The sequence below is a fragment of the Paraburkholderia sp. BCC1886 genome (assembly GCF_900996245.1).
Taxonomy (GTDB): Bacteria; Pseudomonadota; Gammaproteobacteria; order Burkholderiales; family Burkholderiaceae; genus Paraburkholderia.
Genome location: NZ_CAAJGK010000041.1, coordinates 133,457 through 158,761, shown reverse-complemented (window position 1 = coordinate 158,761; position 25,305 = coordinate 133,457). Strand labels below are relative to the sequence as shown.

General features: G+C 64.1%; 22 protein-coding genes. 10 read left to right on the top strand and 12 right to left on the bottom strand.

Annotated elements, in window-relative coordinates; all coding sequences use genetic code 11:
• Positions 1–109 precede the first annotated feature (109 nt).
• The 3 genes from FQ746_RS10580 to FQ746_RS10570 all read right to left on the bottom strand — a co-directional run bounded on the left by FQ746_RS10580 (position 110) and on the right by FQ746_RS10570 (position 3,723).
• Positions 110–838 carry a FadR/GntR family transcriptional regulator gene (locus tag FQ746_RS10580; RefSeq protein ID WP_144109187.1) on the bottom strand — a complete coding sequence of 243 codons (729 nt, stop codon included), beginning with the start codon at positions 836–838 and terminating at the stop codon, positions 110–112.
• 62 nt (positions 839–900) lie between these two features.
• A complete protein-coding gene (locus FQ746_RS10575) occupies positions 901–2,076 on the bottom strand; it encodes a pyridoxal phosphate-dependent aminotransferase (RefSeq protein ID WP_144109185.1) in 1,176 nt (391 codons plus the stop codon).
• 165 nt (positions 2,077–2,241) lie between these two features.
• Positions 2,242–3,723: an RNA polymerase factor sigma-54 gene (locus FQ746_RS10570; RefSeq protein WP_144109183.1), complete on the bottom strand. Its 1,482-nt coding sequence runs from the start codon at positions 3,721–3,723 to the stop codon at positions 2,242–2,244.
• 507 nt (positions 3,724–4,230) lie between these two features.
• Between FQ746_RS10570 and FQ746_RS10565 the strand changes: the two genes are divergently transcribed.
• Positions 4,231–4,569, top strand: coding sequence for a BON domain-containing protein (locus FQ746_RS10565; protein WP_144109181.1), 339 nt, complete (start codon positions 4,231–4,233; stop codon positions 4,567–4,569).
• Positions 4,570–4,785: 216 nt separating this feature from the next.
• Here the strand turns inward: FQ746_RS10565 and FQ746_RS10560 are convergent, their stop codons facing one another.
• A complete protein-coding gene (locus FQ746_RS10560) occupies positions 4,786–5,238 on the bottom strand; it encodes a PA2169 family four-helix-bundle protein (protein ID WP_144109179.1) in 453 nt (150 codons plus the stop codon).
• Between the two features lie 345 nt (positions 5,239–5,583).
• On the opposite strand from FQ746_RS10560, the gene FQ746_RS10555 reads away from it, so the two are divergent.
• Positions 5,584–5,829, top strand: coding sequence for a hypothetical protein (locus FQ746_RS10555; protein WP_144109177.1), 246 nt, complete (start codon positions 5,584–5,586; stop codon positions 5,827–5,829).
• Between the two features lie 78 nt (positions 5,830–5,907).
• Here FQ746_RS10555 and FQ746_RS10550 read toward each other — a convergent pair whose 3' ends face one another.
• The 5 genes from FQ746_RS10550 to FQ746_RS10530 form a co-directional block, all read right to left on the bottom strand.
• Positions 5,908–6,492 (bottom strand): hypothetical protein, encoded by a 585-nt coding sequence (locus FQ746_RS10550; RefSeq protein ID WP_144109175.1) that lies wholly within the window; start codon positions 6,490–6,492, stop codon positions 5,908–5,910.
• A gap of 22 nt (positions 6,493–6,514) precedes the next feature.
• Entirely contained in the window at positions 6,515–6,859 is a 345-nt protein-coding gene (locus FQ746_RS10545; protein ID WP_144109173.1) for a DUF1488 domain-containing protein, read from the bottom strand.
• Positions 6,856–7,428 carry a DUF4142 domain-containing protein gene (locus FQ746_RS10540; RefSeq protein WP_144109171.1) on the bottom strand — a complete coding sequence of 191 codons (573 nt, stop codon included), beginning with the start codon at positions 7,426–7,428 and terminating at the stop codon, positions 6,856–6,858. Before FQ746_RS10540 ends, FQ746_RS10545 begins: the two co-directional genes overlap by 4 nt.
• Positions 7,429–7,467: 39 nt before the next feature.
• Entirely contained in the window at positions 7,468–8,019 is a 552-nt protein-coding gene (locus tag FQ746_RS10535; protein ID WP_144109169.1) for a type 1 glutamine amidotransferase domain-containing protein, read from the bottom strand.
• 128 nt (positions 8,020–8,147) lie between these two features.
• Positions 8,148–8,492, bottom strand: coding sequence for a chemotaxis protein (locus tag FQ746_RS10530; RefSeq protein WP_144109167.1), 345 nt, complete (start codon positions 8,490–8,492; stop codon positions 8,148–8,150).
• Between the two features lie 184 nt (positions 8,493–8,676).
• Here FQ746_RS10530 and FQ746_RS10525 point away from each other — a divergent pair, with 184 nt between their 5' ends.
• On the top strand, positions 8,677–9,978 hold the full coding sequence (locus tag FQ746_RS10525) for a DNA topoisomerase IB (RefSeq protein ID WP_144109638.1): 1,302 nt from the start codon (positions 8,677–8,679) through the stop codon (positions 9,976–9,978).
• A 25-nt stretch (positions 9,979–10,003) separates the two neighbouring features.
• Here FQ746_RS10525 and FQ746_RS10520 read toward each other — a convergent pair whose 3' ends face one another.
• Positions 10,004–10,300, bottom strand: a complete 297-nt coding sequence (locus FQ746_RS10520) for a hypothetical protein (protein WP_144109165.1) — start codon at positions 10,298–10,300, stop codon at positions 10,004–10,006.
• Between the two features lie 224 nt (positions 10,301–10,524).
• Here FQ746_RS10520 and FQ746_RS10515 point away from each other — a divergent pair, with 224 nt between their 5' ends.
• The 4 genes from FQ746_RS10515 to FQ746_RS10500 all read left to right on the top strand — a co-directional run bounded on the left by FQ746_RS10515 (position 10,525) and on the right by FQ746_RS10500 (position 13,733).
• Entirely contained in the window at positions 10,525–11,052 is a 528-nt protein-coding gene (locus FQ746_RS10515) for a PRC-barrel domain-containing protein (protein ID WP_144109163.1), read from the top strand.
• 115 nt (positions 11,053–11,167) lie between these two features.
• Positions 11,168–11,590 (top strand): DUF3175 domain-containing protein, encoded by a 423-nt coding sequence (locus FQ746_RS10510; RefSeq protein WP_144109161.1) that lies wholly within the window; start codon positions 11,168–11,170, stop codon positions 11,588–11,590.
• A gap of 124 nt (positions 11,591–11,714) precedes the next feature.
• The gene (locus FQ746_RS10505; RefSeq protein WP_144109159.1) at positions 11,715–13,034 is read left to right on the top strand and encodes a cation:proton antiporter; all 1,320 of its coding nucleotides are present in this window, start codon (positions 11,715–11,717) and stop codon (positions 13,032–13,034) included.
• 123 nt (positions 13,035–13,157) lie between these two features.
• On the top strand, positions 13,158–13,733 hold the full coding sequence (locus FQ746_RS10500) for an FUSC family protein (protein ID WP_144109157.1): 576 nt from the start codon (positions 13,158–13,160) through the stop codon (positions 13,731–13,733).
• 41 nt (positions 13,734–13,774) lie between these two features.
• Here FQ746_RS10500 and FQ746_RS10495 read toward each other — a convergent pair whose 3' ends face one another.
• Positions 13,775–14,827, bottom strand: a complete 1,053-nt coding sequence (locus FQ746_RS10495) for an aldo/keto reductase (protein WP_144109155.1) — start codon at positions 14,825–14,827, stop codon at positions 13,775–13,777.
• A 169-nt stretch (positions 14,828–14,996) separates the two neighbouring features.
• On the opposite strand from FQ746_RS10495, the gene FQ746_RS10490 reads away from it, so the two are divergent.
• Together FQ746_RS10490 and FQ746_RS10485 are read left to right on the top strand one after the other, a co-directional pair.
• Complete coding sequence (locus tag FQ746_RS10490; protein ID WP_144109153.1) at positions 14,997–18,335, top strand: autotransporter domain-containing protein; 3,339 nt, start codon at positions 14,997–14,999, stop codon at positions 18,333–18,335.
• A gap of 78 nt (positions 18,336–18,413) precedes the next feature.
• The gene (locus tag FQ746_RS10485) at positions 18,414–23,012 is read left to right on the top strand and encodes a DEAD/DEAH box helicase (RefSeq protein WP_144109151.1); all 4,599 of its coding nucleotides are present in this window, start codon (positions 18,414–18,416) and stop codon (positions 23,010–23,012) included.
• On the opposite strand, the gene FQ746_RS10480 is transcribed toward FQ746_RS10485, so the two are convergent.
• A complete protein-coding gene (locus FQ746_RS10480; protein WP_144109149.1) occupies positions 23,009–23,257 on the bottom strand; it encodes a hypothetical protein in 249 nt (82 codons plus the stop codon). The genes FQ746_RS10485 and FQ746_RS10480 overlap by 4 nt on opposite strands.
• Here FQ746_RS10480 and pdeR point away from each other — a divergent pair.
• Positions 23,240–25,288 (top strand): cyclic di-GMP phosphodiesterase, encoded by a 2,049-nt coding sequence (gene pdeR / locus FQ746_RS10475; protein ID WP_144109147.1) that lies wholly within the window; start codon positions 23,240–23,242, stop codon positions 25,286–25,288. The two genes, FQ746_RS10480 and pdeR, sit on opposite strands and share 18 nt — an antisense overlap.
• Positions 25,289–25,305: the final 17 nt, after the last annotated feature.

The following is a 25,305-nucleotide window of genomic DNA, read 5'->3' as shown; positions in this document are numbered from 1 at the left end:
TCTGACCACGAAATATAGGGAAGTCCCGGAACCGTGTCAATCCGGGCTATCAAGGCTTACTCGTTATCTCGGCCTGTCTTGCGGCCTGTCCTGCGGGCGGCTCAGGACGTCATGGCTTCGCCGCATCGTCCTTGTACATCTCGCGCACGTACGCGAGATGGCGCTCGGCGGCCTTGCGGGCCTTTTGCGCGTCGCGCGCCATCACGGCGTCGTAGATGGCCTGATGCTGGCTCATCAACTGCTTTTCCATCGCGGTGTCGTAATCGATCAGCCGATGATATTGACGCATGCCCTCGCGAATCAGCGTGTGAATGCCGTGCATCACGTGCGCGAGCGCGACGTTGTGCGTGGAATCGGCAATCGCGAGATGGAACGCGACATCCAGTTCCGCGAGATTCGCGCGCTCGCCGGACAGCGAGCCCGCCTTGAGCGCGTCGAATGCCCTGGTGATTTTTTTCAGGTCGGCGGCGCTCGCGCGCTCGGCGGCATACACCGTCGAAATGGCTTCGAGTCCCTGGCGCAGTTCCAGAATGTCGGCACTGGTGCGCGGATTCTGCAGCAACAATTCGGCCAGCGGCCGCGAGATGATCGGCGCGGTCATGTCCACGACCGTGAAGCCGCCGCGTCCGGAGGTTTCTATATAGCCGTCCGCTTCGAGTCGGATCAGCGCTTCACGCAGCGACGGACGCGAGACGCCGAGTTGCGTCGCCAGATCGCGTTCTGCCGGCAAGCGGTCGCCGGGCATCAACGTGCCGTCGGAGATCAATTGTTTGATCTGGTCGGAAACCACGTCGGAAAGCCGCTTGCGCGTAAAAGACTGGATCGGGACGAATGGCATGGGCAGCGATGAGTGAACCGGATGAAAGCGCAGATCGAAGTGCCGCGATTATACCCACCGGTTTAGCGCGCCAAACCGCCCACGAACGCGGTAATCCGCTTACACGCATCGATCAGACGCGCCTCGTCGACCACGAACCCCAGCCGCACGAAACCCGTCGCGGTATCGCCGAAAGCACTCGCATCGAGCAGCGACACTCCTTTCGCACGAAACAGTTGCCACGTGAAATCCACCGTTTCGAGCCCGGTACCACTCACGTCGACCATCATGAACATGCCCGCCTCGGGCAACAGACAACGCAAGCCCGGCACGTCGCGCAGCCGTTCGAACACCACGTCGCGACGACGCCGGTAGATGTCGCGCATCCCGGCGGCGATCGACGCCTTCTGCTGCAACGCGACCAGCGCCGCCTGCTGGATGAAGCCAGGCAAGCCGTACAGCATGGCCAGCGCAAGCCGTCCCATGTGCTCGATCAACACGGTCGGCCCGATCGCCCAGCCGACCCGCCAGCCCGCCATCGCATGCGATTTCGACAGACTGCCGAGCGTCACGGTCCGCTCCGCCATGCCGGGCAACGCCGCGATACTCACGTGCTCGCGCTCGAACGTGAGGTCCGCATACACCTCGTCGGAGAGCACCCACAGGTCGTGCTTGCGAGCGATCCCCGCAATGCGTTCGAGGTCTGCGCGCGGCATGACGACACCGGTCGGGTTACACGGCGTCGCAAAGAAAATGGCTTTGGTGCGGGGCGTGACGGCCTGTTCGAGCGCATCGCAGTCGAGGTGAAATGCGCGCGCCCGATCGACCGGCACGCTGACCAGCGTAGCGCCCGCCGCGCGCACACAGGCCTCGTACGTGAGATACATCGGTTCGGGGACGATCACTTCGTCGCCGTCTTCGAGCAGACACAGCGACGCAGCGAACACGCCGTTCTGCGCGCCGGCGGTCAGGATCACGTTAGTTGCATCGACGGCACACCCGGTCATACGACGATGCTCGTCGGCGATCGCCGCGCGCAGCGGTTCGCGACCGGACACCGCGCTGTAATGGGTGTCGCCCCCGCGCAGCGCTTCCACCGCGCGTTCGACGATCGGCGCGGGCGTCGCGAAGTCGGGGTCGCCTACGCTCAGCACGATCACGTCGGCGCCATTGGCGTACGCCTGTTGCGCGACGCGATGGATTTCCCACGCGGAAGTGCGCTTGCCCTGCAAGCGCTCTACCCGATTCGAGTACTTCATGAACACCCCATCGTTGCAGTTCGACCGCCCTCCGGGCGATCCGAGCCGTCAATGTAATGGGGCGTCGGCGAAACGTCCAGCAATGACAAAGCGCCCCGCGGGCCGGCAGGCTCGCGGGGCGCTTTGTGTTGAAGCCCGGCTGGCGCGCTACCCGATCACACGCGCTTAGATCTGCCGACGCAGTTCGGCCGGCGGCACCTTCATCAGATGCCGGTACTTCGCGACCGTACGACGCGCAACCAGCACCCCCTGATCGGCGAGCATCTTGGCGAGCGTCACGTCGGAGAGCGGATCGCGGGTGTTTTCCGCGGCGATCATTTCCTTCAGCAGCGCACGCACCGCCGCTGCCGAACACGTACCGCCGCTTTCCGTACCCAACTCGCGCGGGAAGAAATGCTTGAATTCGAAGATGCCGCGCGGCGTCGCCATATACTTGTTGCCTGTCGCCCGCGAGATGGTCGACTCGTGCAGACCGAGTTCGTCGGCCACATCACGCAACACCATCGGCTTGAGTGCAATCTCGCCGTACTGGAAGAACGCGCGCTGGTGCGCGACGATGCACTCGGCCACGCGTTGAATCGTATCGAAGCGTTGCTGCGCGTTGCGGATCAGCCAGCGGGCTTCCTGCAGTTGTTGGGCAAGCGGCGAACGGCTTGCACCCGCCGATTGCGCAAACAGCTCGGCATACATGCGATGGATCCGTGCACGCGGCTGCACGGCCGGGTTGATCGTCACGACCCACTTGTTGCGCTGTTGACGCACGATCACGTCCGGCACCACGTAGTTGTCTTCGGTACGGCCGTAGCAGTTGCCCGGCTTCGGGTCGAGCTTGCGCACCAGCGCGCAGGCAATCCGCAGTTCGTCGGCACTGCAACCAATCTGCTTTTGCAGCTCGGCCTGTTCGCGTCGTGCAAGACGTTCCAGATGATGATCGACGATCTGCCGCGCGACTTCGCGGCCCGGCGTATCGGCGGGCAACGCGTTCACCTGCAGCGACAGACACTCCGACAAAGAGCGCGCGCCCAGACCCGGGCGATCGAGCGACTGCACGAGACGCAGCGCCACCAGCAGTTCTTCTTCAGTGAGTTCGGGTTCGAGGTCGACGCTGTCCGCGAGTTCGGACAGTTCCTGACGCAGATAACCGTCGTCGTCGAGTGCCTCGATGATGAAGCGGGCCACCGCGCGATCGCGGTCGTCCAGTCGGTACAGACGCAGCGAGTCATGTAGTTGCTCACGCAACGTCGGCTGCGAGCGCGCCCATTCGGCGGGATCGCTGCTGTCCGAGTCGCCGTTCTGGCGGGTCGAACTGCGGCTGCTGTAGTCGCCGGAAAAGTCGCCCGGCATGTCGTCCTGGCCCGAGCTTTCCAGCGTGTCGTTCGAGTTACTTTCGGCCGACGCCGATTCGGGCTCGGCGGTTGCGACCGTATCGGTAGCCGGCATCGCGCCCAGTTCGTCGCCGCTCGAGGCGGTGGCGAGCGCGACGTCTTCGGTATCCGAAGAGTCGTATTCGAGGAACGGATTGGTGTCGAGCGCGGTCCGCAATTCCTGCTGGAACTCAAGCGACGACAACTGCAACAGACGCACCGATTGCTGCAGACGCGGCGTGAGAGCGAGAGACTGCCGGGTGCGTAGTTCAATTGAAGGCATTGTGTGAGATCCCGTGTAGAGCTGAAGATTGGTGACTGGGCTCTATAGAGCAACTGTCGTACCAGTTTTCGCAACCTACTGTTTTTCATACGCTTTGTTTTTTTAAGCCCGGCCCGGGCCCATCGATTGCGAGGGCGTTCAGCGCCATTTTTACAAGCACCCGGCAAATTCCGACTCGGGTCGCACCGTTGGATCTCCTCGCCCGATGCGGCCTTCGGTAAATTTATTCCTCAGCCTAAATACCTGTCCCTAAACGGATTTTCCGAATTGCGGCGCCTCGGCGAAGTAAGCGGGCACAGGGTTTGCGAACTGGGTCTATGTGGACGGATATCGCTCTCCTCCGCCAGAACCGGGACCGGTGATGTCTGGTGAGAGCGATAACCGGTGTCGATAGCGGGCTCCGATGGAGCCGTAGCGGCAACGATCCCACGCGTCATCAGCGGCTTTGGCCGCGATCGAGCGCAGGTAACAAGACCGCATTTTTCATCAACACCTGAAGGAGAAACCATGAAAACCATCCAATTTCTGAAGGCAGCAGGCAGCATCGCTTGTGTGGCATTTGCGCTGAACGCTACGGCACAAACCAGCGCTTCGGCTCCGTCGGCTTCGTCGGAAACCATCGGCCAGCACGTCGATGACGGCACGATCACCACGAAGGCCAAGGCAGACCTGCTGGCGGCGAAGAACGTCAAGTCGACGCACATCCACGTGAAGACCCGCAAGGGCGTGGTGTGGCTGACGGGTTCGGTGCCGTCATCGGACGACAAGGCAGCGGCTGAAGAAGTCGTGACGGCCGTGAAGGGTGTGTCGAGCGTGAAGAACCACCTGAAGATCGTCGCCGAATAATTTCGAACGGTCCTCGCTGCAAGGAAACGCCGGCACATGCCGGCGTTTTTTATTGCGGTGGAAAATCGGGAGGGAAATCGCGATGGTCTCGATGTCGTCTCAAGGCTCTCGCCCAATAAAAAACCCGCGCGGAGCAATTTCCGAACGGGTTTTCTGCTGCGACCCGCAGACACCTGTAATCGATGCCTGCGGTCAATTACTCAGCCTGACTAAAAATCAACGACGGTTAGCCGCGTACTGGTCACGCAGATCGCGCACCCGATCATGGTTCTGCAAGACGCCCTGATACTGGCGCTCGACAATCGCGCGCACGTCCACCGGCAGATCCTTTTCCAGCGCATCGTGGTAATTCTTTTTCGCGACGTCTTCGCCCTTCTCGCACTCGGCGAGAATTTCGTGATCGCTACGATCCGTCACGGCCGACTTCACGTCGATCCAGCCGCGGTGCAATGCGCCGGCAACCGTGCCGCCCGTTTCGGGTTTTCCGCCTAGCGTCTGCACGGCATCCTGCAACTCGCGGGCTCCGCGCGTGCAGTCTTCGGCACGCGACAGGAACAACGTTTTCAACTGCGCATCGTGCGCATCTTCAGCTGCCTTGCGGAATCCCTTCTCGCCATCTTTCGACGTTTCGACCAGATCGTTCAGCACGGAAACAACGTTCGTAGTCATGCAATACCTCCAAGGGTTTCGTCTATTAGGAATCCGTCGCTGCCACGCTCAAACGCAGCGCCGGGGTTCGTGTATCTATTCGCATGCGGCGTGCCCGCCATCTATTCCCAGCCGACGTCCCTTCCACGCCGTCGCTAGCGCTCGACTTTGTTGCCGCGGCGAGTAAATGTTGCGCGGCTCAGTGCTTCTCCAGTGAGCTCCAAGCCTTATCCTGCGGCACTCCGAGCGATGGCATGCAGGTTGCTTAAACACTCGCGCCCGCAACGACGCGATTGAAGAACACACTGCACGACGTGCAAAGCAATTGAAAACATTGGGCAAGCAAACACGACAGGGAGTCTCATCATGAAAAAAATCAGGAGCGCAGAGTTCCTCGCCGCAGTGGCGATCATTACCTCCGCCGCCGTGCTGCAGATTCGTGAGCATATGAAACCCGTGGAAACGCCCGCTGTCGGCGCGCAGACCGCGTCCGGCGCATGCGGTATCAAACACGACGGCTTCGTGCCGGCGTCGTGTGAACCGACCCGCGAAGATCGTCCCGCGGAAAACGCTACACCGCGACCGCACGGCGCACCGCGCGTGTGGGTTTGAAGTCCGGACGTCCAATGCAAAACGGCCCGACGATGTCGGGCCGTTTTACTGTCGAACCTAATTTTCCACTGGTGCAATTCAGGCGCGCTTCTCGCTGAATTCATTGAGCGGCACCGGCTTCTTCAGCGGATCGAAATCGGCCCAGCGGCCTTGTTGCCAACGACCATCCGCCCGCTCGATCGAAACCCCGCCCGCCTCGCGCAACACGCGCGCCGCGTCGAACTGATTGTCCTGCGTGACATGCACGGCCACGAGCACACCCGAATCGCGCGCCTCGTCGGGTTCCGGCGCACCGTGTCCGACTTTGCCGCCGGCCCCGCGCATTTTCGACATCGCGCCGACCAGCGAACCCACATAAGCGCCGACACCCGCTGCGATCAGCGACACAATAACCGGCGCGGAGAAAGCCGCGAATACCCCAACACCGACCACCGCGCCGAGCACGGCGCCAATCGTGACGCCCAGCCCGGCACCTTTAGGCGCGGCTTTCGAACCCACGTCGGTGTGCGTATCGCCGCCGATCGGATAGCGCGCATGCTGACCACGCGGATTCACGAAAAACAGCGTCACGTCCTCTTCGACGAAACCTGCGTCGAACAACTTCTGCGACGCGTCTTCCGCGCCAGGGAATGTCGTAAAACGTGCTGCGACGATGAGCGACATAAGGCCTCCATACATCGTTGAACTACGCTGTCGTACCGCGATCGGGCTCCATGCCTTCCACTCTGAACAAACCGCTATGCAGGAGCACGCCTTCGCCTTCGTTCTGATCGAGCGCTTCCGCGCAGACCGAACGGATGCGGTGGCGGCCTTTATCGAAGGCCGACATCAGCGTGTCTTCCAGCGCGGAATCCGCGCCGAAATGATCTTCCAGCGCTTCCGCAGTAATCGCGCACACCACCGCTTCGCCGTCCACGCGTGCCATGAATCGCACCGTCAGATTCGAGCCATCGAAAGCGGGCTGGTCGTCGGTAAAAGTGATCTGCATGAGAGAGTCCTCGTAAAGCGGGCGCGGCATGATCGCGTTCATGATGAAGCCTTCATGGAGCCGGCAAGTTGCTGCGCCATCATCAGGTGATGCTTGATGGTCGGGAGTGCATGCGCGGCTGCCGCTTTCAACTGCGGATCGGAGCCGCTCTGGCTTTCCTGCTGGAATAAATCGACGGCCTGTTGATGCGCTTCGAGTCCGACCTGCTCCACGTAGGCCTGATCGAACTCATGACCCTTGAGCGTCTGCAACTTCCCCACCAGCGCGGAGTCTGCCGCGGGCGTGGTCGTCAGCCCTTTCTTTGCGGCTAGAGTCGCCATGCCGCGCGACAGCTTCGTATGATCGACGATCATCTGCTGCGCGAATTTTTTGACCTTCGGATCGCTGGAATTCTTCAGCGCGACCCGGCTCGCCGCGATCTCGGTGGCATCGGCTTTCGACGCCTCCTGCACGAATTGCTGATCCGCCGGCGCAATCGTCCCGCTGACCGGCGCACCGCTGGCCGCCGCGTCGCTGGATTGCGCGTAAGCCGTACTCAACGAAGCCGCGCCCGGGAGTAATCCCAACCCCAGCGCGACCGTCATGACCTGTAGCGAAATCTTGAATTTCATGCCTTTTCTCCTCGCGAGCGAGTCGGCGCGCAACTGGCCTTAAGCAGCCTTACGCTTCGACAACTGCGCAATCAGTGTTCTGTTGAATGCTGGAATGTCGTCGGGCTTACGGCTCGAAATCAGATTGCCGTCTTCGACCACCTCTTTGTCCACCCACGTACCGCCCGCATTGCGAATGTCGTCCTGCAAACTCGGCCAACTGGTGATTGTGCGTCCCTTGATGATGCCCGCCGACACCGGCAGCCAGCCGCCGTGGCAAATCACGGCAATCGGTTTATGGGCCGCATCCGCCGCCTTGACGAAGGCCTGGGCTTGCGGCAATACGCGAATCGCGTCGCCGTTCACGACACCGCCCGGCAGTACGACTGCGTCGTAGTCGCTCGCGCTGGCTTTATCGAAGGTCGTGTCGACCGCGACGGCATCGCCCTTGTCGACGTGTCTGAACCCTTGAATGGTGCCGGCCTTTTCTGAAATGACGTGCACCGTCGCGCCAGCTTCGGAGAGCGCGCGTTTCGGTTCGTCCAGTTCAGCCTGCTCGAAACCATCCACCGCCAACACTGCCACCTTGTATCCGTCGAGAGACTTGCTCATATCTGTTCGCTCCTTCACTTCGGGCTGGATCGGCGCTAACTTCGGCTCAGTCCAACCGGTTGACATGTATTCAGCAAAGCGTGTGCCCACACCGCCGGCGTGGGCACGTCGCGCGTTAAAAGGCTTACTTACAACCCGCTCGGGTCGTCGTCGAGACCGTCGTCGTCATCGGCTGCTAGCGGATCGATGATCCGGTCCGGCTCGATGTCGCTGTCGAAGTCCAGCGTCGAATCGCCGTCAGCGGACGCGCGCTCACCCGTACCGTTCCGGTCGGTATCGCTACCGAGTTCGGAGTCGCCGGTTTCGAGGGCGTGGTTATCGAGTTCGGAGTCGATATCGAACGCGTGACGCTTCGCGCCCGCGGTATCGCTGCCGCTATCGGACGAATCGCTCGGACCCAGCGCTCCGGTCGTACCCGCCGTTTCCTTGACGACCTGTTGCGGTTCTTCATCGGGGTTCAACGTGCTGCTCATGGCGCTCTCCTTGAATGATTCGGTACCCACGAGAGCTTTCGCAAGGACCGTTCCGGCCTACCCGACTCACTGCGCGCACCGTGCAGCATGGCGCTCACGCCAGGCATCGCCATTGCTCTGTCCCATCCAACTGCACGCAGCGCGTGTTCCGATTGAATCCCGCTTGCAACTTCTACCTGCGACGATGGCTGCCAAGACCGCTCCCTCCTCTGCTGCTCTACGCCGTCCCGATGCTTCGGGCGACGCCGCTTCGCAAACCACGGTGACGGTGATGCCGCCGGGCTTGCGCCATGCCGACGATACGAAACCCGGCTACACGCGCAAACGTAAGAACGACGTGTTCCAGTATTTCGACGTGGCCGGCAAACGGATCGACGACCCGGAGGAGATCGAACGCATCAACGCGCTCGCGATTCCGCCGGCGTATCAGGATGTATGGATCTGTCCGGATAAACGCGGCCATCTGCAGGCGACCGGTCGCGATGCGCGCGGACGCAAGCAGTACCGTTACCATCCGCGCTGGCGCGAAACCCGCGACGCGGACAAGTACGAACGCATGGCGGAGTTCGGCCGCGCCCTGCCGAAGATCCGAGCGCGTGTCGCGCGCGATCTGAAGCTGCCGGGCATGCCGGGCGACAAGGTCATCGCCGCGATCGTGCAATTGCTCGACACCACGTTAATCCGTATCGGCAGCGTCGAATACGCACGCGATAACCAGTCGTACGGACTGACCACGCTGCGCAAGAAGCACGTCAAACTGGAGGCCGGCCGGATCCGCTTCAAATTCCGTGGCAAGAGCGGCATCGAGCACGACGTCACGGTGGAAAACCCGCGTATCCGCCGGATCGTGCAGCGCTGCGCAGAACTGCCGGGTCACGACCTGTTCCAGTATCTCGACGAAGAAGGCAATCGTCACACCGTCGGCTCGGCCGATATCAACGACTATCTGCGCCGCGCAAGCGATGCGGATTTCACCGCGAAGGATTACCGAACGTGGGCAGGCAGCGTGTATGCGCTGGCCGCGTTGCGCAAGCTGATCAGCACGAGCGCGGCCGAAGCGCGCCGGCATGTGGTCGCTACCGTGAAGGACGTGGCGGCGTTATTACGCAATACGCCGGCGGTATGCCGGCGCTGCTACATCCATCCGGTCGTGATCAGCACGTTCGAGGCGGATCAGTTGCAAAGTCTGTCGCCGGGACAGGCGCGTCGTGGCTTGAGAGTCGACGAAGTCGCGTTTGCAGCGCTACTCGCCCAAGCCGGCAAGCAGGCGGCGAAGGCAGCGAAGGTGGCGGGACGGACCGGCGCCAAGGGTCGTCAATTACGCGATGCGGCGGTGGCAGACAGCATCAATGGTTCGCTGACCGCTTTACTGAAAAAGTCGCGCACGGTACGCGCCAAATCGGTCGGGAAAGCCTCGTCGCGCAGCAACGACAAGGCGGCGCAGCAAACCATCGTCGAAGCTGTCGCGAAGCCGGTAGGTCGTTGATTCTCCCAACCGGCTTCGCGTGGGCTCAGTGGCCCTTGGTGTCGCTGCTCGCGTCCGCGCCCGGGGTATTGGTCGAGTCCGTCATCGGCTTTTTGACTTTCGACTTCGACATCTTGTGCATGCTCGTCGACGAGCTCGAACTCATCGCGCCGGTCGTCGGATTGCCGCCCGAAGTCGGTCCTGCGGTCGCCGCGCCATGCGCATTGCCCGAGCCGCCGCCCATGCCGGCTCCGCCATTGCCATTACCGCCGCCAGACTGGGCAAAGGCAGCACCCGAAATCGTGACCAGCGCGCAAAGCAGATAGGTGTGTGAACGTTTCATCGATGTCTCCTTGAGTATGTGGACAGCGCTTCTATCCGAAGGGTCGAACGCTGTTCAATGCTCTCCGCAAGCGCTATGCCATGATCCGGCGCGCAGACATAATTTCAACCGCAGTTGCATCTTTACGCACGCTCTCTTGAGTTACCTGCGTCCAGCCTTGAGCCAGCAGAAGGAACAGCAGTTGCTCCCTTCCTGATGTATCCAACTGACGAAGGAGACAAATCATGTTGAATCAAACACAGACGCAAGGCGGCCTGCGCCAGAACCAGGGAGCCCGCATCGTCGGTCACGATGCAGTGAGCGCCAACGGTCCCGGACCGGACGTGATGGCAGCGGCCACGCTGGACGGCAACAAGGTAATGAGCAGCGACGGCGAAGACATCGGCAAGGTCAAGGACATCATGCTCGATGTCGGCTCCGGACGAATCGCTTACGTCGTGCTGTCGAGCGGCGGCTTTTTGGGGATCGGCGACAAGCTGTTGGCTATTCCATGGAGTGCGCTGACACTCGACACGCAGCAGAAATGCTTCGTGCTCGACATGACCGCCGAGCGCGTGCGGAACGCGCCGGGATTCGACAAGGACCACTGGCCGGCGATGGCCGATCAGACGTGGGCGACTTCGGTCCATCAGTACTATGGCAGCGAGCCTTACTGGGGCCGCGAGCGTTTCGATCGTCGTGACGACGTCGGTGTCGGTGATATTCCGCCCGGATCGTCCGATGCACCGGAAGCCGGTGGACTGAAACTGTAACGCAGCGATAGACGTCCACGACGATGCGCCGGCCCGCCGCCACCGCGGCGGCCGGCGCCTTTCTTTTTGAGCGGGCGCTATATCGGGCGCCGCTCTTCGCATCGAGGACCGACAAATGGCCAATCGCAAAACCGCATCCCGACCGAAACGCACCACGAAACGCCAGACCCCACGCGGTCGTTCTGGCAGGCCCGCACGCCAGAGGCATGCGCAAGCCCACGCCGCCGCGCGCGACCGCAGCGCTAAAAACACGCAATCGAAGAGTCCAAAAAAATGGTCGCATCACGTGATGGAAACCAGCGACGCAATGGATCTCGAGCACGACATTTTCAAAACCGGCAGCGCGCAAGCCATCGCAGATTCGCTCAAACAGTCGTCCACGCAGAGTCGCCGACGCAAAGGCACGCCGTTTCAGTCGGCCATGTCCATGCTGAATTTTTACATCAACCGGGCCGGCAAGAACCTGCCGAAGACCCGGCGCGACACATTGCAGAAAGCGAAGGGCAAATTGCGCGAAGCGTTCGGGCGAAAGCCCTGACGCAAGTTCCGAAGCACGCCCGGGCGCACTGCCGCCCGGCGAATAAAGGCGACGCCAGCCGGCGCGCCCATGGTTTAATCGGCCACGCATGCGCACAACGCCTGCCGGCCTTCAACGGATACTCATGCACGAAACACTCTGGTTCCTGATCGTCGGCGCGGTGCTCGTTTTCATGGGCATTGCGGCGACGACCCTGCGACGCCTGCCCGTCAGCGCCGCCATGTTCTACCTGGCGTTCGGCTTTGTGCTCGGGCCGGCGGGCATCGGCCTGCTGCAACTCGACATGGTGGCCGATGCGCATCTGCTACGCATGATCACCGAAGTCGCGCTGCTGGTTTCGCTTTTTGCTATCGGCCTGCGCTTGCGTCTCGGCATCCTCGACACGCTGTGGACGGTGCCGCTGCGGCTCGGCTTTCTCGCAATGCTCGCGACTATTCCGTTGCTGACGCTGTTCGGCGTCTACGTGCTCGGTCTCGGCTGGGGTCCCGCGCTGCTGCTCGCATCGATCCTCGCGCCCACCGACCCCGTCCTCGCTCACGATGTGCAGGTGCACAACCCGGGCGATCACGACCTGCTGCGCTTCGCGCTTTCCGGCGAAGGCGGTCTGAACGACGGCATCGCGTTGCCCTTCGCAATGCTCGGCCTCGCGCTCTGCCTGACACCGGATGCGCCCGCCGGTCAGGTCTTCACGCTGGCGCTGGCCGGCAGCATCGTATGGGGCGTGGCGGGCGCCATCGTGATCGGCGGCCTGCTCGGTTGGGCGACGACCCATGCGGTCACTTGGTTGCGCACCCGGCACGCCCAGGCGCTGGGACTCGAAGGGTTCTTTGCGCTCGGACTGATCGAACTTTCGTTCGGCGCGGCGCAGCTTTTACATACCTATGGCTTTCTCGCCGTCTTCGCGGCAGGCGTCGCGATGCGCCGCGTCGAGCATCGTGCGAGCGGCGACGTGTCGGCCCGCAAGACCATCGGCACGGTCGACTCGGAAGACGTCGATGCGACCGCGGCGAATCCGAGCAAGGCGCATGCGTTCATGACGGAATCGGTGCTCGGCTTCACTATCGAACTCGAGCGTATTGCCGAAGTCGCGGTCATGGCGATGGTCGGCAACGTGCTGGCCACCTGGGTCGGTCCGCTGTTCACGTGGCAAACCGTCGCGCTGACCATCGCGCTGTTCGTCGTGGTGCGACCCATTTCCGTGGAACTGTCGCTGCTGGGCTCGAGTGCCACACCGACCCAGCGCCGTCTGATGAGCTGGTTCGGCATACGCGGCATCGGCTCGTTCTATTACCTCGCCTACGCGCTGGAATATGGGCCGATCGCCGCTGTGAAGCCGCTTGTGCCGCTTGCGTTGACGGTCGTGGCGGCGTCGGTGGTGATTCACGGTGTGTCGGCCACGCCGCTGATGAACTGGTATCACCGGCTGCGTAGCGGTGAACATTGAGCAATGCAAAGCGCGGCGCGAGCCCAGCGCGGCCTGTCGGAACGACACCGCACCGTAGAGCGCGTGTAATTCGGAGCCGCTAGACTACGGCTCTTTCTGCTGCACTGCATCGAACGTCACTCAATGAACTCACCCGACAACCCACGCCATTCGGCCAGAGCGAACGCCACGGCATCGCTATTCGCCTATCTGAAATCGCTGCCGCTCGGCGAACGGATGGCCGAAGGCGCCGTGATGGCGATTCAGGCCGTCGTCGGCGCCAGTCTCGCTTTTACCATTGGCCGCGCGTTGCATACGCAACAGGCATTCTGGGCGGCGATCACGGCAATCGCGGTCAGTCAGCACAGTTACGTCGACACGCGCAAGCTGTCGCGCGACCAGTTTCTAGGCGCGATGGTCGGCGGCGTCTGCGGACTCGCCGGCGTGACGATCGGCCATGATTATTTCGCCGCCTACGCGGCGACGGTGGCGATCGCCATCGTCATCTGCTGGATGCTCAACGTGGGTAGCGCGGCGCGCCTCGGCGGCATTACCGCGACCATCATGATGCTGGTGCCGGGCATCGGCCCGGCGTGGGACAAAGCGTTGTTGCGGCTCGGCGAAGTGACGCTCGGCACGGTCTGCGCGCTGCTGGTGGCGTGGTTGATGGCGTGGATCGAAGAGCGCTGGTTCGACAAGCCGGCCAAGGCCGGCGACTAGCTATCGGCCTGAGCCGCCACCCCGCACACCGGGCACGTCCGTCATTGCGTGCCGTGACGCGATTCGTCGAGTTGCTTGCGGCGCGGTTCGCCCTGACGCGACAACATCCAGCCGGGATACTCGGCCGGCAACACGCTGACCTGGTCGAGCTTCGCCAGTTCTTCGTCGCTGAACGTCACGCCGGTGGCCGCGATATTGTCGTCGAGCTGCTCGATTTTCTTCGCGCCGACAATCACAGAACTCACGACTCGCCGATGCAGTAGCCAGGCCAGCGCAACCTGCGCAACCGACACGTTCTTCGACTCCGCGATGGGCCGCATCGCATCGATGCAGTCGTATGCGCGCTCGCGGTCCACCGGCGGAAAATCGAAAGTTGCGCGACGGCTGCCCGCCTCGCCCTGTTGATCGCGCCCATATTTGCCGCTGAGCAGACCGCCCGCCAGCGGGCTCCAGACCATCAAACCCAGGCCTTCGCTTTCCAGCATCGGCACCAGTTCGCGTTCGAGATCGCGCCCGGCCAGCGTGTAATACGCCTGCAGCGTTTCGAAGCGCGCGAGGCCAAGACGTTCGGCAATGCCCAACGCCTTGACGATCTGCCACGCGGCCCAGTTCGACACGCCGACATAGCGGACATGACCGTGCTGCACCAGCGTGTCGAGCGCACGCACCGTTTCTTCTATCGGCGTGGCCGGATCGAAACCATGAATCTGGTAGAGGTCGACATGATCGAGCTGCAGGCGTTTCAGGCTTGCCTTGATGCCGTCGATGATATGCACCCGCGACGCGCCGCGCGCGTTCGCAAATTCCGCGGTCGGCCCGAACACCTTGGTGGCGACCACCACCTTGTCGCGCGGCACCTTGAGGTTCTTCAGCGCCTGACCGGTGATCTGTTCGGAAAGACCTTCCGCATACACGTCGGCGGTATCGATGAAATTGATGCCGGCGTCGAGTGCGCGCCCGACCAGCCGTTCGGCGTCCGCCTGCTGCAGATCGCCGATCTGCTTCCACATGCCCGTGCCGCCGCCGAACGTCATGGTGCCAAGACAAAGCTCGGAAACAAAAGTACCGGTACGGCCCAACTGGTTGTATCGCATCGTGAAGACTCCATCGTCGATGTAGGGGATTCGTGACTGCGTGAGCCGTACAGAGTACTGCAGTGCACCGGATCGCGCAGCGCGAGGCGGGTTTGGAAATTTTTCGTAAGGCGTGTATAAGTCGGTCCAGTCCGCTCGTATGGTGCACATCCTTTCTCGAGGACCACATATGAAGAAGCGTGTTGGCATCGGCCTCGGCAGCGTCGTGTTGCTGTCGAGAGCTTTCACTCCGTCAGCCATGGCGGCCTGCAGCAGTTCCGCGCCGCCATCGAATACGACGGTCGCGTGCAGCGGTAGCGGACTCGCCGCGGTGAATGCCCAAACCGGTAGTACTGGCGTCACAATCGGCATCGACAACACCGGCTCCGGTAATTTCGTCCGGAGCGCAACGGCGGTGGCCTTCAGCGTCGATACCAACAGCACGCTCGCGAGCAGCGGCACCTTCTCACTGACCGGCAGCGGCAGTACCGGCACGGCACGCGGCGCCGTGTTGCTCGGCACGGGCAACGGCAATCAGATCACCAATGCAGGCGGGGCCACGATCACCACGAGCGGCGCGTTCAACGACGGGCTTGCCGCCAACGGCAGCAACAACACGCTGATCAATCGCGGCACTATCGGCACGGCCGGCCCCAACGCGTATGGAATGACCGCCGCGTGGGGACAAACCAATGTCGGTCAGTCGAACAACACCCTGATTAACAGCGGCACCGTCACGACCACCGGCAGCAACGCGCGCGCGGCATCCATCCTCGGCGGCAGCGGCACGATCCAGAACAGCGGCACGCTCGCGACGAGCGGCGCGGCGAGTCCCACCGCCTATCTGCAAGGCAACAACGACCAGCTGATCAACAGCGGCACGATCACCGCGAGCGGCAGCGGCTCGGATGCCGTGTTCTCCAACACGGCGGGCTCGAGCTTCGTGGCGACGATCCAGAATCTCGCGGGCGGCACGATCGTCAGCCAGAACGGTTCGGGCATTCGCACGCTGAACGGCAATAGCACCGTGATCAACGCGGGACTCGTGCAGAGCGGCGTGGGTACCGCCATCACGATGGGCGGCGGCAACGATGCGTTGATCCTGCAAACCGGCTCGCAAATCGTCGGCACCGCGAATGGCGGAGGCGGTTCCAACACGGTCACCTTGCAAGGCACGGGGACCGCCGCGAACGCGTTCACCAGTTTCGGCACCCTGCTGATGCAAGGCAGCGTGTGGAACTGGACCGGTAGCGGCGACTTCACGCTCGCGCACGTACAGACCGGCACGCTGAATCTCACCGGCACGCTGGGCGCGTCGGCGACGGCGCTCGTCGATAGCGGCGCGACCTTGCAGGCGAATGCGCAAAGCCTGCCGGCCAGCGTGACCGACAACGGACTCGTACGTTTCGCTCAGGATGGCGCGGGCACCTACTCGGGGACGATTGGCGGGACCGGCGCGGTGGAGAAAACCGGTGCAGGCGTGTTGACGCTTGCGCCCGTTGTAACGACTGGCAACACCTACACCGGCGGCACGGCCATCAACCAGGGCACGCTGGCCGTAGCGGCCGACAACGCGCTCGGTGGACCGTCCGGCGCGCTCGCGCTCGACACCGGCACGCTGCAATGGAACGCGGCCTTCGATCTCGCCGGCACGCGCGCGATCACGTTGGGCGCGGGCGGCGGCACCTTCGATACGCAATCGTTCGACAGCACGCTCACGCAAGGAATCGGCGGCGCGGGCGGCTTGACCAAAGCCGGCAGCGGCCGCTTGCTGATGACCGGCGTCAGCAGTTACACCGGAGCGACGACGCTCGGCGCAGGCACGCTCGCAGTGGGCGACGCGGCGCACACGAACGCCGCGCTGGCGGGCGGCGGCGGTGTGGATATCGCAACCGGCGCGACGCTCGGCGGCTACGGCCGCGTCTCCGGCACCGTGACGAACAATGGCACGCTGGCGGTGGCGAACACGTTGGCGTCGCTCGCGAGCCAGGGCAACGGCGCGTTCTCGATCGACGGATCGCTCGTCAACGCGGGCGCGGTGGCCATCGGTTCGACGGGTTCGGGCGTGGGTAACCGCCTCAACGTGACCGGCAACTATGTCGGGCAAAACGGCAGCATCGGCTTGAACACGGTCGTCGCGGGAGATGGCGCGGCATCCGACCGGCTCGTGCTGAACGGCGGTAATGCGAGCGGCTCGACGCGACTGCAGGTGACGAACGTCGGCGGCCAGGGCGCGCAAACGGTCGCCGACGGCATCGAACTGGTTCAGGCCAGCAACGGTGCGACCACGGCTTCTAGCGCATTCACGCTGGCCACGCCGGTCAAGGCCGGCGCGTATTCCTACTATCTCGCTCAAGGCGGGGTAAGCGGCGGGACCACGAACAACTGGTATCTGCGCAACACGGTCGCGCCGCTGCCGGCCGGTACGACGCCGACCACGCCGATCACGCCCACTACACCCACTACACCCACCCTGCCTGGCGAACCGGCCGCCGCCATTCCCGGCGTGCCGCTCGCCGCGGCCGGCACCGCGCCTTTGCCTGCGGCTGCCGCAGCAGGCGCGGCCCCGACTCCGCTCTACCGCGTCGAAGTGCCGGTGTATGCCGCAGCGCCCGGCGTCGCGCGCGAACTCGGTCTGTTGCAGATCGACACCTTCCACGACCGCCTCGGCGACCAGTCTTTGCTGAACCAGCGAGGCACCCTGCCTGCAGCGTGGGGGCGAGTATGGGGCGGTCACAGCGTGCTGAGTCAGGACGGCGCGGCGAGTCCGCAATTCGACGGTTCGGTCTATGGCGCGCAGGCGGGCCAGGATTTTTACGCGGATCGCAGCGCAAGCGGCCAGCGTAACCACTACGGTCTGTTCGTCGGCTTCGCACGGGCCACCGGCGACGTCGACGGTTTCGCGCTCGGCATGCCGCAACTGCCGGTCGGCCATCTGGCGATCAATGCCTACAGCCTCGGGGGCTACTGGACGCATATCGGCCCGAGCGGCTGGTACACGGACGCGGTGCTGATGGGCAGCACGCTCACCGTCGATCCTTCGTCGCGCGACGGCATTGGCGCCACGACGCACGGCAATGCCGTGACCGGCTCGCTCGAAGCGGGCCTGCCGATTCCGCTCGGCGCCGGCCTGACGCTCGAGCCGCAAGCACAACTCGTGTGGCAGCATCTCTCGCTATCGGATCTGAACGACGGCGTCTCGACGGTCGGCTTCAATAGCGGCAACACCTTCGTCGGGCGCATCGGTGCGCGTCTGCAAGGCCACTTCGATGCGCTTGCCACCGCGTGGCGGCCTTATCTGCGCGTCAGTTTCCTGCGCACGTTCGGCGCCGACGACAAGCTCACGTTCGGCGGCGGCACGGTCGTTCCGGGCAGCGTCGGACAAACCGCCGCGCAACTCGGCGCGGGCGTCGTGGGTCAGTTCAGCGCGTCGGGCAGCGTGTTTGCGACGCTCGGCTGGATCACCAACCTGGGCGGCGCGCATCAACGCACGGTGACGGGCGATGCAGGCGTGCGCTGGGTCTGGTAGAAAGACCGTTCGGCTTTCTTCGCGACGCGGATCGGCGGTCCTCTGGTTTTGGCGGACCGCGCCCCCAACTACGCACGCATGACTTCGGCTTCGACCCCCGCACGCGCGGCACGCGCGGCCTCGTCCCCAACGGCGGTAAAACCCGCCAGGAAGCGTGTCGCGCGCAAGCCAGGCCAGAGCGATCCGGGCGCCGCCGCGACGGTGCTCGACGGCTTCCACCCCGCCGTCGCTCACTGGTTCCGCAATACGTTCCACACGCCCACCGACGCCCAGGCCGCCGCATGGCCGGAAATCCGCCGCGGCCGCTCCACGCTCGTGGCCGCGCCGACCGGCTCGGGCAAGACGCTCACCGCGTTTCTCTCCGCACTCGACGATCTGGTCCAGCAGGGTCTCGCCAGGGGCGGCGTGCTGCCCGACGAAACGCTCGTGGTCTACGTGTCGCCGCTGAAGGCGCTGTCCAACGACATCCGCCTGAACCTGCAGGTGCCCCTCGCGGGCATCTCGCACGAACTGGTGGAACGCGGTCTGCCGCCGCTCGACATCCGCACGGCCGTGCGCACCGGCGACACCACCCAACAGGAGCGCAACGCGCTGAAAAAACGCGCGCCGCACATTCTCGTCACCACGCCGGAGTCGCTCTACGTGCTGCTCGGTTCGGATTCCGGCCGACGCATGCTGGCGACGGTCCGCACGGTGATCGTCGATGAAATTCACGCGCTCGCCGGCAGCAAGCGCGGCAGTCATCTCGCGCTCAGTCTCGAACGGCTCGATGCACTGTGTCAGCGACGCTTGCCGCGCATCGGCCTGTCGGCCACGCAAAAGCCCGTCAGCGCGGTGGCGCGCTTTCTGGTGGGCGGCGCGCCGGTCGACAGCGCGACGCCCGCGGACTGCGCGATCATCGACGTCGGCCATACCCGCGAGCGCGACCTCGCGCTGGAAATTCCGCCCGTGCCGCTCGAAGCGGTCATGCCGAACGAAGTGTGGGAGCGCGTCTACGACCGCCTCGCCGAACTGGTCGCCCTGCATCGCACCACGCTGATTTTCGTCAACACCCGCCGCATGGCCGAACGCGTCGCGCGGCATCTCACGGACCGCCTCGGTAAAGAGAATGTCGCCGCGCATCACGGCAGTCTCGCGAAGGAACATCGCTTCGAAGCCGAGCAGCGTCTGAAGCGCGGCGAGTTGCGCGTGCTGATCGCGACGGCGTCGCTGGAACTGGGCATCGATATCGGCGACGTCGATCTGGTCTGCCAGTTGGGCTCGCCCCGCGCAATCGCGCCGTTCCTGCAGCGCGTCGGACGTTCGGGCCATCACGTCGGCGGCACGCCGAAGGGACGGCTGTTTCCGACTTCACGCGACGATCTGCTCGAATGCGCGGCGCTGCTCGATTGCGTGCGGCGCGGCGAACTCGACGCGCTGCGCATTCCGCACGCGCCGCTCGACGTACTGGCACAGCAGATCGTCGCCGAAGTATCGAGCGCCGAATGGCGCGAAGACGAACTGTTCGACCTGATGCGCCGAGCCGCGCCTTACAGCGACCTGTCGCGCGAACAATACGACGCCGTGCTGCGCATGCTCGCCGAAGGTTATACGAGCCGCAACGGACCGCGCGGCGCGTACGTGCATCGCGATGTCGTGAGCGGTACCTTGCGCGGACGGCGCGGCGGCAAGCTGGTGGCCGTCACCTCGGGCGGCACGATTCCCGAGAATGCCGATTACGCGGTGATGCTCGAACCGCAGGCCATGCAGATCGGCACGGTCAACGAAGATTTCGCGGTGGAGAGTCTGGCGGGCGACGTGTTCCAGCTCGGCAATGCGTCGTACCGGATTCTGCGGATCGAGAGCGGACGCGTGCGCGTCGAGGACGCGCAGGGACAACCGCCGAACATTCCGTTCTGGCTCGGCGAAGCGCCGGGGCGCAGCGACGAACTGTCGTTCGGCGTCGCGCGGCTGCGCGAGGCGGTCGGACGCGTGCTCGATGGTGAAGCAGAGCCGCTCGCGGCTAACGGCGTCGAAGCCGCCGTCGAAGCCGCAGTCGAAGCCGCCGTCGAAGTCGACGCCGCCGTGATGACCGCTCGCCTGGACCAGGCCATCGACTGGCTCATCGGCGCACTCGGTCTCGACGAAGGCGCCGCCCGGCAGATCGTCGAGTATCTGGCGCGTGCGCGGGCCGCGCTCGGCGCGTTGCCGACCCAGGACACGCTGGTGATGGAGCGCTTCTTCGACGAATCCGGCGGCACCCAGCTCGTCATTCATGCGCCGTTCGGCAGCCGGGTGAATCGCGCGTGGGGTCTGGCGCTTCGCAAGCGCTTCTGCCGTGCGTTCAACTTCGAACTACAAGCGGCCGCGACCGAAGACGCGATCGTGCTGTCGCTGACCGGCAGTCACTCGTTCGTGCTCGACGAGGTGTGGCGCTATCTGCATTCGAATAGCGCCGAGCATCTGCTGATCCAGGCGCTGCTCGACGCGCCGTTGTTCGGCGTGCGCTGGCGCTGGAACGCGACCACCGCGCTCGGTCTGCCGCGTTACACCGGGGGGCGTAAAACCGCGCCGCAACTGCAGCGGATGCGCAGCGAAGATCTGCTGACGAGCGTGTTCCCCGAGCAGGCCGCGTGTCTCGAGAACGTGGTCGGCGAACGCGAAGTGCCGCACCATCCGCTGGTGGATCAAACCGTCGACGACTGTCTGCACGAGGCGATGGACAGCACAGGATGGCTCGCGCTGTTGCGCCGGATCGAAGCCGGCGACGTGCGTCTGATCGCGCGCGATCTGCCGGCGCCCTCGCCGCTTGCGGCCGAGATTCTGAACGCGAAGCCGTACGCCTATCTCGACGATGCGCCGATCGAGGAACGCCGTACGCAAGCGGTGCTTGCGCGCCGCTGGACCGACCCCGCGAGTCCCGACGATCTCGGCGCGCTCGATCCCGGCGCTATCGACAGCGTGCGCGACGAGGCCTGGCCGCAAGCGCGCAACGTGGACGAGATGCATGAAGCGCTCAGCAGCCTCGCCTGCATCACCGAAGCGGAAGCCCGTTCGGGTGGCGGATTCGATGCCGCGACAGAGAGCGGCACGCAGTGGCGGGCGTGGCTCGACTCGCTCGCAGGCTCGGGCCGCGCGACGCGCTTTCTGATCGGCGACGATGGCGGCGATGGCGGCGATGGCGATGCGCTGTGGGTGCCGGCCGAACGCCTCACCTGTTTCCAGGCGCTCTACCCCGACGCGCCGTTCGCTCCGGCCATCGCCGCGCCGCCGGGCTATGCCGAGCACTGGGAGGCTGGCGACGCACTACTCGACGTACTGCGTGCGCGGCTGACCGGCTTCGGTCCGCTGCCGGCGCGCGTGATTGCGTCCGCACTGCGCCTGCCAACCGCCACGGTCGAGCAGACGCTGACACGCCTAGAAGCCGAAGGCTACGTAATGCGCGGCCGCTTCACGCCGCAGGCCGACGAGGAAGAATGGTGCGAGCGTCATCTGCTGGCGCGGATTCATCGCTATACGGTGAAGCGTCTGCGCCGCGAGATCGAGCCGGTTCAGCGCCACGACTTCATGCGGTTTCTGTTCGAGTGGCAGCATCTGACGCCCGCGACCCGCAGCGAAGGACGCGACGCGCTGGCCGCGGTGCTGGCGCAACTCGAAGGCTTCCAGGCGGCGGCCGGCGCATGGGAGGAAGACATCTTGCCGGCGCGCGTGCAGGCCTACGCCAACGCGTCGCTCGACGAATTGTGCCGCGCCGGCAAGATCGTCTGGACCCGCCTGACGGAACGCGCGCGCAGCGCGGCGGGCCCCGTGCGCAGTACGCCGATCGTCTTGCTGCCGCGCGGCCAGGTTCGCGTATGGAGCGCGCTGCTCGACGCGTCGCGGCAGGTTGAACTGTCGGCGCGCGCACAGAGCGTGTACGACGCGCTGGCGGAACACGGCGCGATGTTCTTCGACGAATTGCTGAGCGAAGTTCGGGTACTGCGCATGGAGCTCGAGAGCGCCCTCGGCGAACTGGTCGCCGCCGGTCTCGTGAACTCCGACAGCTTCGCGGGTTTGCGTGCCTTGCTGAAACCCGCGGCCAAACGCCAGGCTTTCGGCGGCGGCCGGCGCGCGCGGGGAAGCGCGCTGATCGGCGGCATGGACGACGCGGGGCGCTGGGCGCTGGTGAGCCGGCGCACGGCCGCCGATACAGCGGCAGTTGCGCAGGAAACGCCGGGCCGGCGTCGCCAATGGCCGCCCGACGTGCTCGAACACGTGGCGATGACGCTCCTGCGCCGTTACGGCGTGGTGTTCTGGCGTCTGCTCGAACGCGAAGCCGAATGGTTGCCGCCATGGCGCGATCTGCTGCGGGTGTTCCAGCGGCTCGAAGCGCGCGGCGTGATTCGCGGCGGCCGTTTCGTCGACGGCCTCGCCGGCGAGCAGTTCGCGTTGCCCGAGGCGATTCCGTTGCTGCGCGAAGTGCGGCGTCATGCGAACGACGGTGCTTTCGTCTGCGTCGCCGGCTCCGATCCGCTGAATCTAGCCGGAACGCTGCTGGTCGGCGACCGGGTGCCGGCCGTCGCGGGTAATCGCATTCTTTATCGTGACGGCATCATCATCGCGACTTTAATTGGTGGTACGTTCTGGTTCGACGCGTCGGTTGATGCAAGCCCGGTCGCGCGGGAGCAGGCGCGGGCGTGGCTGGCACGGCGCTTTTAGGCTTTTATTGCTTCCCGCATTTGCTTCCCGCATTCAAAGCGCATCGATTTAATGCTGTAGAAAAAAGCCAGAAAATCATTCAAGTTACAGCAGCCCTTACCGTTAAATTGTTTATAAGCCGAAATGTCAAACGCTTCGATACAATGGGGCCAGTCTGCGTTTAAATAGACTGTTTGCTGCCTGCCGGCCTGCATGGCGGCCATCGGCACACATCGCCCGGGGATTTCATGAATGACGACCATCACGAGCCGGTGCTCCTTGCGCGGTTCGGCACGAGCAGCCCTTGCTGGCGTCTGTCTATCGACATCGATGTACTCGAACTCACGTCCGTTGCGGTCGAGCCGGATGTCGCCCATGAAAACGCCGCGCCCGCAGCCACGGCAGAAACCGCTGCTGCCGACTCCATCGCCCTGACTCCCGCGCAGGCCGCGCAGATTCGCGCACTTACCGGCGTCACCTCGCACCTGGTCATCAGCGTGCAATGGGCCGGGCAACCGCTAACCCTGCATCTGGTCGGCAAGAAACTCAGCGGCCGCAGCTGGGGCGGCACCGCGTCCGCCTACGACGACACCGTGGCCGTCGCCCGCGATCTGGTCGCTGGTCTCGCGTTCGCCGAGCAGGTGGTGTCGGAAGTCAACTCGGTGGTGGTGATCGTCGACAAGCACAGCCGCATCCAGCGTTTCAATCGGCTCGCGGAAGAACTCACCGGCGTCAAGGAAGAAGACATCATCGGCCGCAATCTGTGGGCGCTGTTCATGTCCACCGAAGACGGCCTCGCCTCCAGCGAAAACATCGCCAGCTTCTTCCGGCTCGGCGTCTCGTATGAAGTCGAGCGGCGCGTGAACACCTTGCGCGGCGAACGGCTCTTTCTGTTTCGCAACAAGTTCGTGCAGAGCGGCAGCGGCGTCGACGAACAGTTTCTGATCTGCTCGGGTACGGACATCACCGAAGAACGGCTCGCGCAAAAACGGCTGCGCGAACTGGCCAATACCGATTCGCTCACCGGCCTCGCCAATCGCAACGCAATTCAGGACGAAATCCAGGCCGCCATCGGCAAAGCCGGTCCGAACCAGGCGGTCGGCGTGCTGTATCTCGATCTCGACAACTTCAAGAAGGTCAACGACCACTACGGGCACGTGTTCGGCGACGCGTTGATCCGCGATGTGTCGGCGGCCATCCGCACCTGTCTGAACGAGGGCGACGCGCTCGCGCGGCTGGGCGGCGACGAATTCATCGTGCTCGCCGCGCCGGGCACCGCGCACGAACTCGAAGCCACGGCGCAGCGCATTCTCGAACGCATGCGCACGCCGTTCAGTCTTGGACTCGTCGAGGTGTACACCGGCTGCTCGATCGGCATCGCGCGCTACCCCGAACACGGCGCAGACCTGGAGTCGCTGATCCGGTCGGCCGACACCGCCATGTACGTCGCCAAAGACGCCGGCAAGCGCACGCATCGCGTGTTCTCGCCGGACATGAACCGCAAGGTCGCCGAGTACATGTGGCTCGACACCAACTTGCGGCGCGGTCTCGACGAAGGGCAACTGACGCTGCACTATCAGCCCAAGCTGGTGCTCGCCACCGGTGTCGTGCAGGGCGCCGAAGCGCTGGTGCGCTGGAATTCGCCGGAACGCGGGCAGATCATGCCGGCCGAGTTCATCCGTTACGCGGAAGAGTCCGGGCTGATCGGCGTGCTGGGTCGCTGGGTCATGCACACGGCGGCGCAGCAGGCCGCGAAATGGCAGGCGGACGGCTATAACCTGCGCATTGCCATTAATGTGTCGGCGCGTCAGCTGGTCGACACCGGGGTGGTCCGGCAATTCGCCGAGGCGTTGCAGCAGGCGGGGCTCTCACCCTGTCTCGTCGATGTCGAGCTCACCGAGAGTTGCCTGATCGAAGACGAAGCGTCGGCCATCGATCTGATCAAGCAGTTCCGCCAGCTAGGCGCGCAGGTTCATCTGGACGATTTCGGCACCGGCTATTCGTCGCTGTCGCAGTTGGGCCGCATTCCGCTCGACATCATCAAGCTCGATCGCAGCTTCGTGCGCTCGATCAACGCGGACATCAAGGCGCAGGCGCTGGTGCGCTCGATGGTGGCGGTCGCGCAGGAGCTTCACTTCAAGGTCGTGGCCGAAGGTATCGAGACCGAGCAGGAAGAGATGTTCATGAAGGGACTCGGCGTGGAATACGTGCAGGGCTACCGCTATGCGCCGGCCATGCCCGCCGCCGAGTTCGAACGCTGGTTGCTGGACAGGAAGAAACTCAGGCTGATTGCCTGAGCTTCCTCATTTTCAGA

Coding starts and splice junctions, on each gene's coding strand:
- FQ746_RS10580 (WP_144109187.1), bottom strand. CDS start 838: ATGCCATTCGTCCCGATCCAGTCTTTTACGCGCAAGCGGCTTTCCGAC.
- FQ746_RS10575 (WP_144109185.1), bottom strand. CDS start 2,076: ATGAAGTACTCGAATCGGGTAGAGCGCTTGCAGGGCAAGCGCACTTCC.
- FQ746_RS10570 (WP_144109183.1), bottom strand. CDS start 3,723: ATGCCTTCAATTGAACTACGCACCCGGCAGTCTCTCGCTCTCACGCCG.
- FQ746_RS10565 (WP_144109181.1), top strand. CDS start 4,231: ATGAAAACCATCCAATTTCTGAAGGCAGCAGGCAGCATCGCTTGTGTG.
- FQ746_RS10560 (WP_144109179.1), bottom strand. CDS start 5,238: ATGACTACGAACGTTGTTTCCGTGCTGAACGATCTGGTCGAAACGTCG.
- FQ746_RS10555 (WP_144109177.1), top strand. CDS start 5,584: ATGAAAAAAATCAGGAGCGCAGAGTTCCTCGCCGCAGTGGCGATCATT.
- FQ746_RS10550 (WP_144109175.1), bottom strand. CDS start 6,492: ATGTCGCTCATCGTCGCAGCACGTTTTACGACATTCCCTGGCGCGGAA.
- FQ746_RS10545 (WP_144109173.1), bottom strand. CDS start 6,859: ATGAACGCGATCATGCCGCGCCCGCTTTACGAGGACTCTCTCATGCAG.
- FQ746_RS10540 (WP_144109171.1), bottom strand. CDS start 7,428: ATGAAATTCAAGATTTCGCTACAGGTCATGACGGTCGCGCTGGGGTTG.
- FQ746_RS10535 (WP_144109169.1), bottom strand. CDS start 8,019: ATGAGCAAGTCTCTCGACGGATACAAGGTGGCAGTGTTGGCGGTGGAT.
- FQ746_RS10530 (WP_144109167.1), bottom strand. CDS start 8,492: ATGAGCAGCACGTTGAACCCCGATGAAGAACCGCAACAGGTCGTCAAG.
- FQ746_RS10525 (WP_144109638.1), top strand. CDS start 8,677: ATGGCTGCCAAGACCGCTCCCTCCTCTGCTGCTCTACGCCGTCCCGAT.
- FQ746_RS10520 (WP_144109165.1), bottom strand. CDS start 10,300: ATGAAACGTTCACACACCTATCTGCTTTGCGCGCTGGTCACGATTTCG.
- FQ746_RS10515 (WP_144109163.1), top strand. CDS start 10,525: ATGTTGAATCAAACACAGACGCAAGGCGGCCTGCGCCAGAACCAGGGA.
- FQ746_RS10510 (WP_144109161.1), top strand. CDS start 11,168: ATGGCCAATCGCAAAACCGCATCCCGACCGAAACGCACCACGAAACGC.
- FQ746_RS10505 (WP_144109159.1), top strand. CDS start 11,715: ATGCACGAAACACTCTGGTTCCTGATCGTCGGCGCGGTGCTCGTTTTC.
- FQ746_RS10500 (WP_144109157.1), top strand. CDS start 13,158: ATGAACTCACCCGACAACCCACGCCATTCGGCCAGAGCGAACGCCACG.
- FQ746_RS10495 (WP_144109155.1), bottom strand. CDS start 14,827: ATGCGATACAACCAGTTGGGCCGTACCGGTACTTTTGTTTCCGAGCTT.
- FQ746_RS10490 (WP_144109153.1), top strand. CDS start 14,997: ATGAAGAAGCGTGTTGGCATCGGCCTCGGCAGCGTCGTGTTGCTGTCG.
- FQ746_RS10485 (WP_144109151.1), top strand. CDS start 18,414: ATGACTTCGGCTTCGACCCCCGCACGCGCGGCACGCGCGGCCTCGTCC.
- pdeR (WP_144109147.1), top strand. CDS start 23,240: ATGAATGACGACCATCACGAGCCGGTGCTCCTTGCGCGGTTCGGCACG.